At 67.0% G+C, this 16,338-nt stretch carries 15 protein-coding genes; 11 read left to right on the top strand and 4 right to left on the bottom strand.

The annotated features are described in order from the left end of the window. Positions 1-116: 116 nt before the first annotated feature. Positions 117-884: an acyl-[acyl-carrier-protein] thioesterase gene (locus tag QH196_RS16115; protein ID WP_280416611.1), complete on the bottom strand. Its 768-nt coding sequence runs from the start codon at positions 882-884 to the stop codon at positions 117-119. A 338-nt stretch (positions 885-1,222) separates the two neighbouring features. On the opposite strand from QH196_RS16115, the gene QH196_RS16110 reads away from it, so the two are divergent. The 9 genes from QH196_RS16110 (at position 1,223) to QH196_RS16070 (ending at position 10,194) form a co-directional block, all read left to right on the top strand. Continuing rightward, a complete protein-coding gene (locus QH196_RS16110; protein ID WP_280416610.1) occupies positions 1,223-2,197 on the top strand; it encodes an NADPH:quinone oxidoreductase family protein in 975 nt (324 codons plus the stop codon). A gap of 78 nt (positions 2,198-2,275) precedes the next feature. After that, positions 2,276-2,806 (top strand): DUF3558 domain-containing protein, encoded by a 531-nt coding sequence (locus QH196_RS16105; protein WP_280416609.1) that lies wholly within the window; start codon positions 2,276-2,278, stop codon positions 2,804-2,806. A gap of 4 nt (positions 2,807-2,810) precedes the next feature. Continuing rightward, entirely contained in the window at positions 2,811-3,371 is a 561-nt protein-coding gene (locus tag QH196_RS16100) for a DUF3558 domain-containing protein (protein WP_280416608.1), read from the top strand. A gap of 398 nt (positions 3,372-3,769) precedes the next feature. Further along, entirely contained in the window at positions 3,770-4,144 is a 375-nt protein-coding gene (gene rpsL / locus QH196_RS16095) for a 30S ribosomal protein S12 (protein WP_014353064.1), read from the top strand. Between the two features lies 1 nt (position 4,145). Then, positions 4,146-4,616, top strand: a complete 471-nt coding sequence (gene rpsG, locus QH196_RS16090) for a 30S ribosomal protein S7 (protein ID WP_062978101.1) — start codon at positions 4,146-4,148, stop codon at positions 4,614-4,616. Positions 4,617-4,745: 129 nt separating this feature from the next. Continuing rightward, positions 4,746-6,848 carry an elongation factor G gene (fusA, locus tag QH196_RS16085; protein WP_280416607.1) on the top strand — a complete coding sequence of 701 codons (2,103 nt, stop codon included), beginning with the start codon at positions 4,746-4,748 and terminating at the stop codon, positions 6,846-6,848. 136 nt (positions 6,849-6,984) lie between these two features. Beyond that, positions 6,985-8,175, top strand: a complete 1,191-nt coding sequence (gene tuf, locus QH196_RS16080) for an elongation factor Tu (RefSeq protein ID WP_280416606.1) — start codon at positions 6,985-6,987, stop codon at positions 8,173-8,175. A 182-nt stretch (positions 8,176-8,357) separates the two neighbouring features. After that, positions 8,358-8,855 carry an LppP/LprE family lipoprotein gene (locus QH196_RS16075; protein WP_280416605.1) on the top strand — a complete coding sequence of 166 codons (498 nt, stop codon included), beginning with the start codon at positions 8,358-8,360 and terminating at the stop codon, positions 8,853-8,855. Positions 8,856-9,117: 262 nt separating this feature from the next. After that, positions 9,118-10,194, top strand: a complete 1,077-nt coding sequence (locus QH196_RS16070; protein ID WP_280416604.1) for an Rv0361 family membrane protein — start codon at positions 9,118-9,120, stop codon at positions 10,192-10,194. Between the two features lie 41 nt (positions 10,195-10,235). On the opposite strand, the gene QH196_RS16065 is transcribed toward QH196_RS16070, so the two are convergent. After that, entirely contained in the window at positions 10,236-11,594 is a 1,359-nt protein-coding gene (locus QH196_RS16065) for an MFS transporter (protein WP_280416603.1), read from the bottom strand. 54 nt (positions 11,595-11,648) lie between these two features. Here QH196_RS16065 and QH196_RS16060 point away from each other — a divergent pair, with 54 nt between their 5' ends. Further along, positions 11,649-12,644, top strand: coding sequence for a GlxA family transcriptional regulator (locus QH196_RS16060; protein WP_280416602.1), 996 nt, complete (start codon positions 11,649-11,651; stop codon positions 12,642-12,644). A gap of 204 nt (positions 12,645-12,848) precedes the next feature. Here QH196_RS16060 and QH196_RS16055 read toward each other — a convergent pair whose 3' ends face one another. Further along, positions 12,849-14,105: an FAD-dependent oxidoreductase gene (locus QH196_RS16055; RefSeq protein ID WP_280416601.1), complete on the bottom strand. Its 1,257-nt coding sequence runs from the start codon at positions 14,103-14,105 to the stop codon at positions 12,849-12,851. An 89-nt stretch (positions 14,106-14,194) separates the two neighbouring features. On the opposite strand from QH196_RS16055, the gene QH196_RS16050 reads away from it, so the two are divergent. Continuing rightward, entirely contained in the window at positions 14,195-15,205 is a 1,011-nt protein-coding gene (locus tag QH196_RS16050) for a helix-turn-helix transcriptional regulator (protein WP_280416600.1), read from the top strand. Positions 15,206-15,318: 113 nt separating this feature from the next. On the opposite strand, the gene QH196_RS16045 is transcribed toward QH196_RS16050, so the two are convergent. Next, positions 15,319-16,101, bottom strand: a complete 783-nt coding sequence (locus QH196_RS16045; RefSeq protein WP_280416599.1) for a hypothetical protein — start codon at positions 16,099-16,101, stop codon at positions 15,319-15,321. Positions 16,102-16,338: the final 237 nt, after the last annotated feature.

Raw genomic sequence — 16,338 nt, 5'->3', positions numbered from 1 at the left:
GTCGTTCAGCACTCGATGCAATGCGGCGCAGCCGCGAGTATCGAGTGCTGAACACCACGCCAAGGGGGCCAAAACCCCGCGCCGACGGAGTCGGCGCCAAAATTTCGGCGCCAAAATTACAACCCCGCGATGCGGACGATGGTGGTGGTTATTCCGTCGACCACGAACCACAGGCGCAGGGTGGGGCGGGCGTGCCGGTCGCCGGGTTCGTACCGGCTGCGGACGCTGATGTGCTGGCGGGCCAGCACGGGAGCGACGTATTCGATCACCGCTCGGTGCGGCCCGCTGACCAGTTTCGGATAGTCCACGAGATATTGCTCGACTGCCTGCCAATAGCAGGCGTTGTTCACGTGGTTGTACTGGTCGATATCGGTGGCGCGCAGCGGGAACGGCAGATCGGTATCGGATTCCGCCGGAGCGGGTTCGGTGAGCCAGGGCCGCCAGCGCAGCCGCTGTTCGTTGGTGGTCTGCGCCAGATACGCCAACCCCGCATCACTGATCCGGGCCGGCATATTGTTGGCCTCGTTGATCTTGATCCAGAAACCTTCGGTTTCGATCAGACCGCCGCGGTCGCTGGTTATCCGGACCCGCATATTCGACCAGCGGGTGGACATACTCGAACACCAGCGCAGCAGATGCACGGTATCGGGCCACCGGACCGGCCGGATCACATCGATCACCGTGCGCCGGATTATCCAATTGGGGTCGGTCTGCTCCAGGATGGATTGCTGGAGGTGTTCCCAGGCGATGTCCTGGAGGTAGCGGGCGATGCCGTCCAGCCGTACGCGGTTGTACGGGTCCACGTCACCGGCTCGTACCGGCCACGCCGAAACGAACCCCATGCCCTCCTGGGGGAGCGGGGCGAGTGGCTGATCGAGTGACACTTGCGCTCCTCGCGCGGCGGGTCGCGCCGCGGTACTTCTGCTGGTTGCTGAGCAAGACTTTACGGTGCTGTATCTATGGCGCCGCCTCCGGCGTCGCGGGGTTCGGGGCCCGCTCGGTCTCGTTCTTCACTCCGCCGCTCCTCCGCTTCGCTCCCCGCTCTGTCGCTCCAGAACGAGACGGGCCCCGAACCGGAGTGGTGGGCGGTGTGGGAAAGAGAGGCATCGAGGGTGTGGACTTCCCGCGCCCGCGACCGATAGTTTGGGGTGGACGGGTGGATTGGTACATATCGGCCGGTGCGTCTCATGCTCGCCGGTGAACGAATGAAAGAGGTCGGCATATGCGCGCAGCTCAAGTCAGCAAACTCGAGGGACCCGAAGCGATCGAGATCGTCGACATCCCGGAACCGGAGCCACTGCCCGGCGGCGTCGTCATCGATGTGCACGCGGCCGGGGTCGCATTCCCGGACGTGCTGATGACCCGCGGGCTGTATCAGATGAAGCCCGAGCTGCCGTTCGTCGTCGGCGGTGAGGTCGCGGGTGTGGTCCGCGAAGCTCCGGAGGGTGCGCATGTGAAACCGGGCGACCGGGTCTGCGCCCTGACCATGCTCGGAAACGCCATGGCCGAGGTGACCACCACCGCCGCCGAGATGGTTTTCAAGCTCCCGGACAACATCTCCTTCGAGGAGGGTGCCGGAATTCTGTTCAACGATATGACCGTGCACTTCTGCCTGCGTAATCGCGGCCGGCTCGCCGAAGGCGAAACCGTGCTCGTGCACGGCGCGGCCGGCGGGATCGGTACCTCGACGCTGCGGATGGCGGCCGCGCTGGGCGCCGGACGGGTGATCGCGGTGGTCAGCACCGAGGCGAAAGCCGAAGTCGCGCGCGCCCAGGGCGCCACCGATGTGGTGCTCACCGACGGCTGGCTCGATCGGGTCAAAGAACTCACGGGCAATCGCGGTGTCGATATCGTTCTCGACCCGGTGGGCGGCGACCGCTTCACCGACAGCATCCGCTCGCTGGCGCGCGGCGGCCGGCTACTGGTGGTGGGCTTCACCGGCGGCGATATCCCCACGGTCAAAGTGAATCGCCTGCTGCTCAAGAACGTCGAGGTCGTCGGCGCCGGCTGGGGCGAATGGATGCTGTCGCATCCCGGCTACCTGACCGAGCAGTGGGCCGAGGTGGGGCCGCTGTTCGAGGCCGGCAAGATTGCGCCCCCGCAACCGGTGCTGTTCCCGCTGGAGCAGGCGGCGCAGGCCGTGGGTTCGCTGGAAAACCGTGCTGCCACTGGCAAGGTCGTGGTCACGCTGCGCTGAGCCGGCACCGGCGGCGCAGGATCCACGGGCGACCTGCGCCGCCGTCGGGGCCGCGGTTTCGTCGGTATTGTTCACACCATGCGGATCAGGTCGGCGATAGTCCTCGGGTTAACCGCGGCGTTTGCTCTGACGGGGTGCGGTTCCGACGCCGGCTCCGAAGAAGCCGACGGTCCGCGGGGGCCCGCTCCCAAGGTGGCCGCGCTCGGTCCGTTCGTGGGGGAATGCGGGCACGTCACCGACGACGAGGTCCGCGATATCGGGGGCCTCGGCCAGATCACACAGTCGTTCAAGAACGCGGTCGGCTGTAACTGGCAGTCCGGTGGACTGAGTGGTTCGTCGATAACATTCGCCTCGTATCGAGGCAGTCCGCTGGAGCGGGAGAAGGCCTGGGTCACCACGCACGGCCGGCCACCGGAGCCGATCACCGTGGGCGGGCGACCCGGTTTCGCGGCGCTGGACCCGGACAGCCGTATCTGCGATCTGGCCGTGCAGCTCGACGACGATTTCTTCGAATGGTCGACCGCACTGGGCAGCTATTCCGATATCGGCGGTAATCCGTGTGATCGCAGCCGCGCGCTCGCCGAACTGACCATCGAGCGGCTGGAGTGAGACGATGACGTTGCGCGAACGTGCCGGCCGCGGCCGGCTCCGCACGCTGGCCGCATCGGCGGCAATACTGGTGGCCGCCGTCCTCGGCGCCGGCTGCGGTAGCACCGTGGACGGTACGGCCCTGCCGGTCGGCGGCGGCGAAACCGTCGATACCGCACAGATCGACAAACTGCTCCGCGAATGCGATGTGGTCACCGACCAGCAGATCATCGACGCGCTCGGCGGCAACACCTACATCCGGGATTCGTTTTTCGGTGCGGTGTGCATGTGGGATATCGGCGGCGGCTCCGGGATGCTCACGCTGAACTGGTACGAGAACGGATCGTTGCGCAACGAGCAGGAGACCAACGACAAACTCGGCTACACCAGTACGAAGACCACGGTGCAGGGCACGATCGCCCTGGAGATCCGCCGGCCGGGCGATCCCGGCGCCTGCGGTATGACTGCCAGCGCGGCCGACTCGGGAGTTATCGGCTGGTGGGTGAACTCGACGCCGGGCGCCACCGCCGACCCCTGCGCCGCCGCGAAGAAGCTCCTCGAATTAACCCTGAACATTGCTCGCTGAACCCGGTCCCCTCACCTCCATGGGTAGGGACCGCCCCTGGTCTGGGGCGACCGGGGGAGGGGGCGCAGCGACCGGCCGGCGGAGTGGAAAACCAGGCGTTGACAGTGCCCTGCGCTCGTGGCGCGGAGCGCCTCCATAGGCACAGTTCGCCCCCTGTTTTGACCGTGTCATCTGCGTCCGAGTACAGTGGACGGCTGTGCCCGGAAGGATACGGGCAAGTTCGAGCGCAGACGTAGGCCAGCGAGAGCGGCTGACGATTCCAGCGTGCCTGTAATTCGGGCCCTGAACTGCGCGCGACACGCCCGACCTCGGGACGCGAGAAACGTGGTTGGACGTGCGGGTGAAAGCTCGATGAACAGACCTGACACCGCCAGAACCGATTAAAGGAAAGCCGGTCTATGCCAACCATCAACCAGCTGGTCCGCAAGGGTCGCCGCGACAAGGTCGCCAAGACCAAGACCGCGGCGCTCAAGGGGAGCCCGCAGCGTCGTGGCGTGTGCACCCGCGTGTACACCACCACCCCGAAGAAGCCGAACTCCGCGCTCCGCAAGGTCGCGCGTGTTCGCCTGACCAGCGCGGTCGAGGTCACGGCCTACATCCCCGGCGAAGGCCACAACCTGCAGGAGCACTCGATGGTGCTCGTCCGCGGCGGTCGTGTGAAGGACCTTCCCGGTGTGCGCTACAAGATCATTCGCGGTTCGCTGGACACCCAGGGTGTGAAGAACCGTAAGCAGGCCCGCAGCCGTTACGGCGCCAAGAAGGAGAAGAGCTGATATGCCGCGCAAGGGCCCCGCTCCCAAGCGTCCGCTGATCAACGATCCGGTCTACGGGTCGCCCCTGGTCACGCAGCTGGTCAACAAGATCCTGCTCGACGGTAAGAAGTCCACCGCCGAGCGCATCGTCTACGGCGCGATGGAACAGGCGCGCGAGAAGACGGGCACCGATCCGGTTGTCACCCTCAAGCGCGCGCTGGACAACGTCAAGCCGTCGCTCGAGGTCAAGCCCCGCCGCGTCGGTGGCGCCACCTACCAGGTGCCGGTCGAGGTCCGCCCCGGCCGCGCCAACACCCTGGCCCTGCGCTGGCTGGTGAACTTCTCCCGGGCCCGCCGTGAGAAGACCATGGTCGAGCGCCTGGCCAACGAACTGCTCGATGCCAGCAATGGTCTGGGTGCCTCGGTGAAACGCCGCGAGGACACCCACAAGATGGCCGAGTCCAACCGGGCCTTCGCGCACTACCGCTGGTGATGTCTGTCCGGCCCCACGCTGCGGGCTCGGGAGGCGTACGGAAGCTCGGCTTCCGGCTTTGACAACAGATGACGGCCGCTACAGGTCGTCGGCGAGAATCCCAACTAGCTACGAGCGGGGAAGATTTCCGTGGCACAGGACGTGCTCACCGACCTGAACAAGGTCCGCAACATCGGCATCATGGCCCACATCGATGCGGGCAAGACCACCACTACCGAACGCATCCTCTTCTACACCGGTGTGAACTACAAGATCGGCGAAACCCATGACGGGGCGTCGACCACCGACTGGATGGAGCAGGAGCAGGAGCGCGGTATCACCATCACCTCCGCGGCGGTGACCTGCTTCTGGAACCAGAACCAGATCAACATCATCGACACCCCGGGCCACGTCGACTTCACCGTCGAGGTGGAGCGCAGCCTGCGCGTGCTCGATGGCGCCGTCGCCGTCTTCGACGGCAAGGAAGGCGTGGAACCGCAGTCCGAGCAGGTGTGGCGTCAGGCCGACAAGTACGACGTGCCGCGGATCTGCTTCGTCAACAAGATGGACAAGCTCGGTGCGGATTTCTACTTCACCGTGCAGACCATCAAGGACCGTCTCGGCGCGAAGCCGCTGGTCATCCAGCTGCCGATCGGTGCGGAGGACAGCTTCGAAGGTGTCGTCGACCTGGTCGAGATGAAGGCCAAGGTCTGGACCGGCGAAACCAAGCTGGGCGAGAAGTACGAACTCCAGGACATCCCGGCGGATCTGGTCGAGAAGGCCGAACAGTACCGGCAGGAACTGCTGGAGACCGTCGCGGAATCCGATGAGGAGCTGCTGGAGAAGTTCTTCGGCGGTGAAGAGCTCACGATCGACGAGATCAAGGGCGCCATCCGCAAGATGACCGTCAACTCCGAGCTCTACCCGGTGCTGTGCGGTTCGGCGTTCAAGAACAAGGGCGTGCAGCCCATGCTCGACGCCGTGATCGACTACCTGCCCTCGCCGCTGGACGTCGAGTCGGTACAGGGCCATGCGCCCAACAACGAGGAGGAGATCCTCACTCGTAAGCCGAGTGCCGACGAGCCGTTCGCCGCGCTGGCGTTCAAGATCGCCGTGCACCCGTTCTTCGGCAAGCTGACCTACGTCCGCGTCTACTCGGGCAAGGTCGACTCCGGCGCCCAGGTCATCAACGCGACCAAGGGCAAGAAGGAGCGTCTGGGCAAGCTGTTCCAGATGCACTCCAACAAGGAGAACCCGGTTCCCTCGGTCAGCGCCGGCCATATCTACGCGGTCATCGGCCTGAAGGACACCACCACCGGTGACACCCTGTGCGACCCGAACAACCAGGTCGTCCTGGAGTCCATGACCTTCCCGGACCCGGTCATCGAGGTCTCCATCGAGCCGAAGACCAAGTCCGACCAGGAGAAGCTGGGCACCGCGATCCAGAAGCTCGCCGAAGAGGATCCCACCTTCACGGTGAAGCTGGACGACGAGACCGGCCAGACCGTTATCGGCGGTATGGGCGAGCTGCACCTCGACATCCTGGTCGACCGGATGAAGCGCGAATTCAAGGTCGAGGCGAACGTCGGCAAGCCGCAGGTCGCCTACCGCGAGACCATCACCAAGAAGGTCGAGAAGCTCGAATTCACCCATAAGAAGCAGACGGGTGGCTCGGGTCAGTTCGCGAAGGTGATCATCGCCCTGGAGCCGTTCGTCGGCGAGGACGGTGCGCACTACGAATTCGAGAACAAGGTCACCGGCGGCCGCGTGCCGAGGGAATACATCCCTTCGGTCGACGCGGGTGCGCAGGACGCCATGCAGTACGGTGTGCTCGCCGGTTACCCGCTGGTCAACCTGAAGGTGACCCTGCTCGACGGTGCATACCACGACGTCGACTCCTCGGAGATGGCGTTCAAGATCGCCGGCTCGCAGGCCCTCAAGGAAGCGGCCCGCAAGGCCGGTCCGGTGATCCTCGAACCGCTGATGGCGGTCGAGGTCACCACGCCCGAGGACTACATGGGCGATGTGATCGGCGACCTGAACTCCCGCCGTGGCCAGATCCAGGCCATGGAGGAACGCAGTGGTGCCCGTGTCGTCAAGGCGCTGGTTCCGCTCTCGGAGATGTTCGGCTACATCGGTGACCTGCGGTCGAAGACCCAGGGCCGGGCGAACTACTCCATGGTGTTCGATTCGTACGCGGAGGTTCCGGCCAACGTGTCGAAGGAGATCATCGCCAAGGCGACCGGCGAGTAAGTACCCCTCCGGGGCGGGTAGCTCGCCCGCCCCGGATCTCCCGGGAGTTTGTACAACCGTTAGTTCCCCGCGTAAGTGGGGATGACCCCCGCACTGCTGCAACTGCAAGCACCAACAAGTCCAGGAGGACCACACAGTGGCGAAGGCGAAGTTCGAGCGGACAAAGCCGCACGTCAACATCGGCACCATCGGTCACGTCGACCACGGCAAGACCACGCTGACCGCAGCGATCACCAAGGTGCTGGCGGACAAGTACCCGGACCTCAACGAGAGCTTTGCGTTCGACATGATCGACAAGGCGCCTGAGGAGAAGGCCCGCGGTATCACGATCAACATCTCGCACGTCGAGTACCAGACCGAGAAGCGTCACTACGCGCACGTCGACGCCCCCGGTCACGCCGACTACATCAAGAACATGATCACCGGTGCGGCCCAGATGGACGGCGCCATCCTCGTGGTCGCCGCCACCGACGGCCCGATGCCGCAGACCCGTGAGCACGTGCTGCTCGCCCGTCAGGTCGGCGTGCCCTACATCCTGGTCGCGCTGAACAAGTCGGACATGGTCGACGACGAGGAAATCCTCGAGCTCGTCGAGATGGAGGTCCGCGAGCTGCTGGCCTCGCAGGAGTTCGACGAGGACGCCCCCGTCGTGCGCGTTTCCGGCCTGAAGGCGCTGGAAGGCGACGAGAAGTGGGCCGAGTCCATCGTCGAGCTGATGAACGCTGTCGACGAGTCCATCCCGGACCCGGTGCGTGAGACCGACAAGCCGTTCCTGATGCCGATCGAGGACGTCTTCACCATCACCGGTCGTGGCACCGTCGTCACCGGTCGTGTGGAGCGCGGTGTGGTCAACCTCAACGAAGAGGTCGAGATCGTCGGCATCAAGCCGGAGAAGACCAAGACCACCATCACCGGTATCGAAATGTTCCGCAAGATGCTGGACACCGCTCAGGCCGGTGACAACGCGGGTCTGCTGATCCGTGGCATCAAGCGCGAGGACGTGGAGCGCGGCCAGGTCGTCATCAAGCCGGGCACCACCACCCCGCACACCGAGTTCGAGGGTCAGGCCTACATCCTGTCCAAGGACGAGGGCGGCCGCCACACCCCGTTCTTCAACAACTACCGTCCGCAGTTCTACTTCCGTACCACGGACGTGACGGGCGTTGTGACCCTGCCCGAGGGCACCGAAATGGTTATGCCCGGCGACAACACCGAAATGTCGGTCGTGCTGATCCAGCCGGTCGCCATGGACGAGGGTCTGCGTTTCGCGATCCGTGAAGGTGGCCGTACCGTCGGCGCCGGTCGGGTTACGAAGATCATCAAGTGATTCGCTGAATCGCTGGAAACGGCGTCGCTCCGGCAGGAGCGGCGCCGTTTCTCGTTTCACGATATGAGGCAGGTATGAGCACTGACCGCAAGCCGGCGCTTTCCGCCCACCGGCAGGTCTGATAACGCTCGAACTTCTCAGCCGATGTCACCGGTATCCGCTGTCGAACGAAGGAGCTCGGTTTGATACGCAAAGCTGCCGCTGCCCTGTCACTCGCCTTCGCCGCCGCGGCGGCTGGTGCCGGCACCATCGGCGCCACGCCGGAAAACCCGACACCCGAATCGTGCTCCGCTGTTCCTGCCGACCGGGTCGACGATGCCGTCAGCCGGCTACCGCAAGCTTTCCCGGATGTGCCGTGGGTGGTGACGGGAAGCGGTTCGTCTGTCGACTGCGCACTGAACTGGGTGCAGGTCGACCCTGAGGGAGCGACCGGGAGCTCGCCCAGCCATATCCTGCTCTTCGACCACTTCAAGTACGGGAGCACCGCTACCCCGGATCCCGAGGCATTCGTCACCGTCGCCGGTAGTGACGCTCCGGAGCAGATCACCATCACATTCCGGTGGCTGAACCCGGGCGATCCCAACGCGAATCCCACCGGCCGGGCCGATGTGCGGTACCAGCTTTTCCCACAGTCACCGCCCGGGCCGATCGATCCTCTTCCGCCCCAGGTGACCGGCTGACAAGTGAAGAAGGCCGTCCTGCCGTAGTGCACGGGTGGTGTTGCCGGCAGCTGTTCGGGTCGACAGAATCCGTTGTGAGCGGCTAATGTCCGATTCGTCCTGGTACTTCCGGTGTAAGTCCAGAACTGGCACCGCCGAGTAGATCCGGCCGGTGATGCGCCGGGCAGTGGGATACGCCGTTTGCGGCGAGCGGCGTAACCGGATAGGGCCCAGACGGTTCCAGCGGCGGTGGACTGGGGCCGAAGAAGGCAGGACGAAAAAGATGACGAACCCGCAGTATCCGGGTGCCGGTGATCAGCCCGGTGGAATTCCGCCGCAGCCTGCCGGCGGGCCCGCGCAGCCGTTCGGTGGGCACCCGCAGCCTGGGGTGTACGGGCCGGGACAGAATCCGTATGCGCCGGGGCCGCAGCAGTATCCGCCGCAGGGGATGCAGCCCGGGTACGGGCCGCCGCCTTACCCGCCGCAACCCGGGGGACCATACGCACCGCAGCAGGGCGGGCCGTATCCACCGCAGTCCGGCAAGAGCCGCGGGACCGTGGTGCTGGTGACGCTCGTCGTGGTTGTGCTCGTCGTCGGGCTCGGTGTCGGTGGGTATTTCCTGCTGTCCGGTGGTGGCGGGGGCTCGGATCCGCGCGCTGTGGCCCAGCAATTCGTGGACGGTGACGGCGAGAACAAGGAGCTGATCTGCGCGTCGGACCTCGCGAAGATCGAGGAAGCCGGAGCGTCGGCGCCCCGGCCTACCGAGCCGGTCACGATGCCGGACGGTGCGGCCGCGACGAGTGAGCTGGTCGGTGTCGATGTGCCCGAGGGGAGCGATAAGGGGACCTTCACCGTCAAGACGGACGTGACTGTCGGTACGCAGAGTCACAGCCAGACCGTGGAGTACGACCTCGTCGTCGAGGACGGTGACTGGAAGGTCTGCGGCATTCTGGATCCGGCGGAGCCCGGGGACAGTGACACCGACAAGTCCGAGGGCGCCGACTCCGGGGCACCCGGCAGCAGTGATTCCGGTAGCGACAGCGCCGGCGACCCACGTGCTGTCGCACAGCAGTTCGTGGACAGCGACGGTATCGACAAAACCCTGATCTGCGAAGCGGATGTCAGAACACTCGAACTGGCCGAAAAGGGGGGATCTCCGCCGCTCGAGCTACCGGAGACCGAATACTCCACGCTGGAGGTCACGGAAGTCGACGTACCGGCGGGCGGCGATCGTGGGACCTTCACTCTCGAACTGAAGGCGAAAGGCGTCTCGACACCCATCAGAACCGTCCACTACGACCTCGTCGAAGAAGGCGGCGAGTGGAAAGTCTGTGGCGTCCTGATGGCATGGATCAGTTGATCCAGGTCCTGTAACGGGCTGGGGTGCTGTGGCGGTACCGGTTAGTCGAGTGCGGTAGCGCCGCCACCTGTGGCAGCAGCGCGACCTTCCCGGATACGTGCTTCGCCGTCTCCCGGCACCTTCGCCGCCGGGAGGTTCCGCTCCGGCAGCCGGATGGCGGCGCACATGAGCGCGGCCGCGACGCACAGTCCGGCGGCTACGTGGAAGGCGAGATCGTAGGAGCCGTCGGTGTCACGGACGTAGCCGGCGCCGAATGCGGCCACGGCGGCGCCGAGTTGATGGGCGGCGAAGACCCAGCCGAACACGATCGGGGCCGAGTCGGCGAACCAGCGGCGGCAGATGGCGATCGTCGGTGGGACCGTGGCGACCCAGTCGAGGCCGTAGAAGATGATGAACACCCACATACTGGGTTCGGCGTGGGGGGAGAGCAGCGCGGGGAGGACGAGCAGGGAGACGCCGCGGCCGAGATAGTAGATCACCAGCAGGATGCGGGCGTCCACGCGGTCGGTGAGCCAGCCGGAGAACACCGTTCCCAGGACGTCGAAGATGCCTACCGTCGCCAGCAGCGAGGCGGCGACGGTTGTCGGCATACCGTGGTCGTGTGCCGCGGGGACGAAATGGGTGCCGATCAGGCCGTTTGTGGTCATACCGCAGATCGCGAAACTTCCGGCGAGCAGCCAGAATGCGCGCACGCGCATGCCCTGGAGCAGTCCGCTCGCGGCGGCGCCGAAGGTGCCGTTGGGTAGCGCCTCGCCGGTGGAATCCGTGGAACCGCCGTAGGCCGTGGTCCCGATATCGCTGGGGCGGTTGCGGATGAACAGCAGCACCAGCGGGATCACCGCGAGGGCCGCGAAGGTGACGATGAGTGAGGCCCAGCGCCAGCCGAATCGGTCGGTTACGCCGGCGACCACAGGCAGGAAGACGAGCTGGCCGGTCGCGCTCGCCGCGGTGAGCACGCCGGTGACCAGCCCGCGGCGGGCGACGAACCAGCGGGTCGAGACGGTGGCGACGAAACCCATGGAGAGGGAACCGGTTCCGAGGCCGACGAGTACGCCCCACAGCAGGATCAGCTGCCAGGAGGCGGTCATGAACAGACCCACGCCGGTTCCGGTCGCGATCAGCACGAGCGCTCCGGCGAGAACTGGGCGGACCCCGAACCGGTCCATGAGCGCGGCGGCGAATGGTGCGGTGACGCCGAACAGCACCATGTTCACCGAGATGGCGGCGCCGACGGTCGCATGCGACCAGCCGAATTCGGCGTGGAGCGGGTTCATGAAAACGCTGGGGACCGCGCGGAATCCGGCGGCACCCAGGATGGCTACGAAACTCACGCCGGCGACGATCCATGCGTAGTGCAGTCGCGAGGTGCGGGTCGCGACGATAGAACTCTCTGTCCTCACGATGATCCAGCATTCGGGACCGGCGGTTCCGGAGCCAGTGGCAGAATCGACAATATGCGTGAAATTCATGCCAATGATGGCGCTGTGCCGGAACCGCATGTGGTGGCCGTGCTGCTTCTGGAACCGGTGGTCGGATTCGACGCGACCATCCCGCCGCTCGTCTTCGGCCAGGCCACCGACGAGGCGGGTAACCCGCTCTACGAAGTGGTGACCTGCGCGCTACGGCCGGGGCCGATCCGGACTACCTCCGGCTATTCGATCGTCGCCGAGGCGGGCGCCGATGCGCTCGCTGCCGCGGATACGGTCATCGTGCCGGGCACGAAATATCCGCCGGCGCGTCTCGACGGAGACATCACTGCCGAGGTGGCCGCCGCGCTGGAAACGGTGCCCGCCGGTGCGCGGATCGTATCCATCTGCACGGGAGCCTTCGTTCTCGCCGCGGCGGGCCTGTTCGACGGGCATCGCGCCACCACCCACTGGCGGTACGCGGACGATTTCCGGCGGCTGTTCCCCGCGGTCGAACTCGACGAGACGGTGCTGTTCGTGGACGAAGACGATCTGCTGAGCTCGGCGGGACTGGCCGCCGGTATCGACCTCTGCCTGTATCTCATCCGGCGCGATCACGGTGCCGTCGTCGCCAATCGTGTGGCGCGGTACTGCGTGGTGCCACCCTGGCGGGAAGGTGGGCAGGCGCAGTTCATCGAACACCAGGTACCCGACCACGACGAACGCAGTACCGCGACCACCCGCGCGTGGGCGCTGGACCACCTGGGCGAACCGCTCAGTGTGGCGGTGCTGGCCGCGCACGCGCGCATGAGTTCGCGCACCTTCAGCCGCCGGTTCCGGGCGGAGACGGGACTCTCGCCCGGCGCCTGGCTGCGTGACCGCCGGATCGACCGAGCGCGCGAACTACTCGAATCCGCGGACCTTCCGATCGAGGCCGTGGCCGAACTGTCGGGCCTCGGCACGCCCGACAATCTGCGCCACCATATGCGGCGTGGGCTCGGGATGTCGCCGTCCGCCTACCGGAAGACCTTCGCCGGCTCGTGATGCGGTCGTTGCGGGCACGTACCCGGACTCTCGCGGTCGGCCGTGGTGCGTACCCGGGGCAGTTCGGCGGAATAACCGAATCGGTCGTGCAGCCACGGAGCCGGGCGATCCGCAACCACACCGAACTCGAATGTTGCTGCTGATCGCTGTTCTGGCGCCACGCCCGAGGGGCGGCGCCGGAAGCTCGGCGCCGGCCGGTTTTCGTCATACAGAGGTGAAGCGCCTGCGCCCGAGTAGTCGGGCGGTCGCCAGCACCGAGGCTGTAGCGGTGGTGGCGCCTGCGCCGAGCGGCGAACCGGTGGCGCGCATCAAACGCACGGTGCGCATGGCCGCGACCAGTACTTCGCTGCCGCGTACCCGCATATCCGCCTCGAAGCGGCTCACCGCAACAGGCAGCGTGACCGTGCCGGCCGCGACCGCGCGCAGGCCGGTGACCAGGCTCGCGGCGTCCCGGATGGCAGCCCCGGCGCCCATACCCGCGGTGGGCGGGGTCGCGTGGACCGCGTCACCGAGCGCGGTGACCGCGCCGGCGGGCCAGGGGGCGAGATCCCCGGCCCGGGTCGAGGCAGCATTGAAGCGGAAAGCCCCGATACTGGCGGGGTCGGCGCGTTCGACGACCTCGAGTGCGGACCGCCGCCAGCCTTCGCGATCGAACGCGGTGAGCAATGCGGACCGCAACTCGGTACCTGGTAGCGAGCGCAGCGCATCGGTTGCGGGGGATTCGGCGAACATGGCGCCCCAGATGTAGGTGGGGCCGGTCGTGATCGCCTCCCGGGGACGGGGTGTATGCAGGACGGCATTGCCGACCGGGTCGAGGAAGCCGATGTACAGAGCGGTGGTGTGTGGCCCGAGCACCATGCTCGAACGCGATCCGAGCCGCTGCCGCTCGGTGGCGCCGAGGTCGCCGGCGGTGGTGCGGCCGGAGAAGCCGATGATTCCGGTCGGCTCGTTGGTCGGGCGGCCGGCCAATCGGCGCGCAACCAGCGAGTGGGCGCCGTCCGCGCCGACCAGCAGATCACCCGCCACCGTGGACCCGTCGGCGAACACCGCCTGCGGTGCGCCGGTGGCCGTGCGGGCGATATCGGTGACCGGCGAACCCAGGTGCAGGTCGGCGCCGGCCGCGTCGGCCAGAATCGTTCGCAGGGTGATGCGGTCGATATCGACGCCCGGATTGTCGTCGAGCCGCGGCCCGTGCCCCAGCAGCCGGCCGTGCCGGTCCCAGAAGGCATCGCGGGCCCGCAACCGCAATGCCGAGGACGACCCCAGCAGCCGTTCGAAGATCTCCGGCGCGACCAGCTCCTGGAGCGCCGCCTGCGCCCGGCCGTCGAGCGTGATGTGGTAGCCGCCGGTCTGCGTGATATCGAGATCACGATCGAAAACCGAGACCTCGAATTCGTGCCGGCGCAGCCCGGCGGCCAAGGCCAGGCCGCCGATCCCGCCTCCGACGATGATGATGCGCACTATCGCTCTCCCGGACTCGTGGTGAATTACTTCCGGGTACCGACAGTGCCATCGGTAGTGGACACCGAATGTCCACTACCTTGGAACCAGTGGCCGAAACTTCCCGGCGCGCACTGCGCCTGCTGTCGCTGCTCACCGCCCGGCACAGCTGGTCGCTGAGTGACCTCGCCGCCCGGTTGGCGGTGAGCGAGCGAACCGTCCGGCGGGATATCGACACGCTGCGCCGGCTCGGCTATCCCGTGGTGTCGCTGCGCGGACCGGCCGGGGGGTACCGGCTCGGCGCCGGGCATACGCTGCCGCCACTGCTGTTCGACAGCGATCAGGCGCTGGCCGTCGCGGTGGCACTGCAAACCGCGCCGCACACCGTGTCGGGTCTCGGCGAGGACGCCGCGCGGGCCCTGGACGCGCTCGAACAGGTCATGCCCACCAGGTTGCGCGCGGCGGTGGAAGCGCTGCGGCTCACCAGATTGCAGAACTACTGGGAGTTTCCGGCGCCACCCATCGAGGCGGTGGCGTTACAGGTCGCGGGTAGTGCCGTGCGGAGGCACGAAGTGCTTCTCGCCGAAACCCTCGGCCCCGACGGAATCCGCCCTGCTCCCGGTACGGCCGGGTTCGCGCCGGCCCGGCGTATCGAACCCCACCATCTGGTGGTCTGGGCGGGGCGGTGGTACCTGGTCGGGTTCGATCACGCCGACGATGCCTGGCGGGTGCACCGACTCGACCGTCTCCATCTGCACGCTCCCACCGGAATCCGGTTCACCCCGCGCGAACTACCCGGCGGCGATGTCGCCCACCTGGTCATGACCAGTTACGACCGCGGCGATACGCCCGCCGCCTGGGAATGCACCGGAAGTGCCCGGCTCGACCTGCCGGCCGAGACGGTCGCGCGCTGGGCGCCCGGCGGATCGGTTGTCGAGCATCTCGATTCCGGCCACTGCCGCCTCACCGTCGGCGCATGGTCGTGGGCCGGGATCGCCGGGCTACTCGCCACCTTCGATACCGACCTCACCGATGTCCAACCCCCGGAACTGGTAGCCGCGTGCCGTCGGCTCGCGCGAAGATTCCGGACTGCCACGGCCTCGCCGGGCGAGAGCCGATGAGCGGGCGCGATCCGGTGCCCGGCCCGATCGCCGGATTCCCAGAACCAACGTGCGAGGTACCGGCCGGTATCCACCGGCGACCGGTCCGCGCCACCGGTTTGTACAGCGCCGATTCAGGATTCGCGCGCGGCCTGTAGCAGCGCGTTGGCGAATTTCACCATCTGGGCCGGCCCCCCGTACCAGGCGGTCACCGCCGACAGCACCGCCGAGCGCGCTTCCCGGGCAGCGCGGGCGACCTCGTCCGCCGAAACCTCGCCGGCTTCGGCCTGCCCGGCGAGTACTTCGAGATCATCGCTTGCCGTGAGCAAACGCATGATGAGGTGGATATCGATATCCGCGCCTTCCTCGCTGCGGCTGTGCCGGGATGTGCCCTCGGCCGGTACGGGACCGCGCTCCGGTTCGGCGGGCGCCGGGGTGGTGAATTCGGCCGCGATCGGCTCCGGTCGGTCGGCGGATGGGAGCGGTGTGGCTTCCGCGGCCTCGCGGGCGCGCCGGGAGCGGCGTGTTTCCAGCGGTGGGCGCGATTCGTCGCCGCCGGTCAGTGCTTCCGGCGTGGTGCGGGATTCGTCGGGTACCAGAGTCAGTGGTGCGGAACTGCCGCGCCGTGGATCGGGCAGCGGATCGGCCGCTGCTTCGGCGGTATCGGGTTCGGGTGAGGTACTCGGTTCCGAACGGCGGGAACCAGGGCCGTCCTGTTCGGATTCCAGGATCCGGGAGAGGATTTCGGAGACCGGGGCCGCGGCGGAATCGTCGTCGGGCTCGGTGGTGTGGACCGGTTCGGGATCGAGCAGACGGTCGAGTATGGGAGTGCTGTCCGCCGGTGGCGCGAGCCGCGGGGGTGCTTCGTTCTCCGGCGGGGAATCGCTGCTCTGATCGCCGGATTCGGAGTCGCCCACCGGCTCTGTGGTGCGCAATCCGAGGGGGCCCGATTCCGGTCCCGCGGGGCGATCGCTGTCCGGTTTGTACCGGGACGCGGACCGCGGCATCCGGCGTGGGGCCGGAAGATCTCCCGCCGCGCCGGTTTCCGAAGACTCGACCTTCGGAGCCGGCCGCGGCAATTACGCGGGGGCGGTGTGGATGGCAGGGGCCGCGCCGGTTCCGGGGACGGGTGGGGGCGCGGGTTGGGGGGGTGG

It is taken from the genome of Nocardia carnea (assembly GCF_029868325.1).
Lineage (GTDB): Bacteria > Actinomycetota > Actinomycetes > Mycobacteriales > Mycobacteriaceae > Nocardia > Nocardia carnea_C.
The sequence above is the reverse complement of the archived record's forward strand: the minus strand, read 5'-3'. Positions and strand labels throughout refer to the sequence as shown.

Bases quoted from the DNA above. Each gene is read 5' to 3' on its own strand.
- rpsL (WP_014353064.1), top strand. From the start codon at position 3,770: ATGCCAACCATCAACCAGCTGGTCCGCAAGGGTCGCCGCGACAAGGTC.
- QH196_RS16105 (WP_280416609.1), top strand. From the start codon at position 2,276: ATGCGGATCAGGTCGGCGATAGTCCTCGGGTTAACCGCGGCGTTTGCT.
- QH196_RS16100 (WP_280416608.1), top strand. From the start codon at position 2,811: ATGACGTTGCGCGAACGTGCCGGCCGCGGCCGGCTCCGCACGCTGGCC.
- QH196_RS16060 (WP_280416602.1), top strand. From the start codon at position 11,649: ATGCGTGAAATTCATGCCAATGATGGCGCTGTGCCGGAACCGCATGTG.
- rpsG (WP_062978101.1), top strand. From the start codon at position 4,146: ATGCCGCGCAAGGGCCCCGCTCCCAAGCGTCCGCTGATCAACGATCCG.
- QH196_RS16070 (WP_280416604.1), top strand. From the start codon at position 9,118: ATGACGAACCCGCAGTATCCGGGTGCCGGTGATCAGCCCGGTGGAATT.
- QH196_RS16110 (WP_280416610.1), top strand. From the start codon at position 1,223: ATGCGCGCAGCTCAAGTCAGCAAACTCGAGGGACCCGAAGCGATCGAG.